Origin of the sequence: Nostoc sp. 2RC (genome assembly GCF_014222165.1) — a bacterium.
Taxonomy (GTDB): domain Bacteria; phylum Cyanobacteriota; class Cyanobacteriia; order Cyanobacteriales; family Nostocaceae; genus Nostoc; species Nostoc linckia.
On sequence record NZ_JACKZU010000720.1, the window covers coordinates 1 to 1193 of the forward strand.

The following is a 1193-nucleotide window of genomic DNA, read 5'->3' on the forward strand; positions in this document are numbered from 1 at the left end:
AGGGGAAAGGGGAAAGGGGAAAGGTTTTAAATCCCTTACCCTTTAACCCTTTCCCTTTCCCCTGCCCTCACCCAGCAAAGTTGACTTGACGGACTACTAGTCGTGATATTTTTAACCAATCCCGACTGGTCGGACGTAGTTCCATCAAGTTGTTTCTTGGCTAATTGTTTCTAGTTAATTTTAGCTACTTAGTCTTGATGACCAAGAAATAATTTGCTACACTAGAAACTCGTCTTTATTAAAAATCTTGTTTTTTAGACCAGCTACCTCGTGGATTATCTTCTCGTGGTTTAGCTTTGTTAACTCTCAGTTGACGGCCCATCCATTCTGCACCATCTAATTCTGTGATGGCTGCGTCCTCTTGAGCATCTTCATTCATATCAACAAAAGCAAAGCCCCGCAATCGTCCTGTTTCGCGGTCAGTAGGTAAGACAACTCTTTTGACCTCGCCGTAGTCTGCAAACACTGCTCTTAAGTCTGCTTCAGTAGCGCGGTAGGAGAGATTTCCAACGTAAATAGTCATGTCAGATCAGGTAATTTTCAACAAATAGCGATGAGTTCAGCAGAAAACAGATTTAACAAAATTGCAAACAAATATTGCATATTCCTCTCTGATTCAGCAATAGTTTGATGAATGTTCGAGGGGAGCAGTAAATCAGGTAGCATGAGCTGAACTTACACATACGCTCATATAATAACTGATTGTGACGTTTTTCAAAGTACTAGATTTGACAAACTCTCATTAACCTCAGTTGTTAGTTCTGCGAATTGCGATCGCTACTGAGGTAGTTTGCAAAAATTAAATTCCCTCCAGAGCAAAAATTAGAGGGACTATACTCAACCAAATAATTGCCTTTGATGCTAAGGGAACTCTAAAAAATAAATTATTGCGCTTGGGGTCGTTGACAGTCAACAGTCTTCTATGGAATATTTTTTTGTTTGCAAGTCCCTAAGTGAGTTAGCGGCTACAAATCCAACTATATTACAAACCGCAATCATTCCGTATAAATTGACACAAGACAAATTTCAACGGCATGGTGGGTTTATTTTTGCTCTCAGATTGTAGGCGATCGCTAACGCACAATTAAAATATTCCCTTTTATGCTATCTTTTTATGACCATTGCCAGCCAAGTTTTTGCTTGGCTGAGTTTGACATGAAAAGATAGCAAGGGAGTGGGGCAGGGGGCAGGGG

Annotated in this window: 1 protein-coding gene; it reads right to left on the minus strand. The window is 40.4% G+C overall.

From position 1 onward, the window contains the following. Nucleotides 1–238 precede the first annotated feature (238 nt). Complete coding sequence (locus GNE10_RS34650; protein WP_073642669.1) at nucleotides 239–523, minus strand: RNA-binding protein; 285 nt, start codon at nucleotides 521–523, stop codon at nucleotides 239–241. Nucleotides 524–1193: the final 670 nt, after the last annotated feature.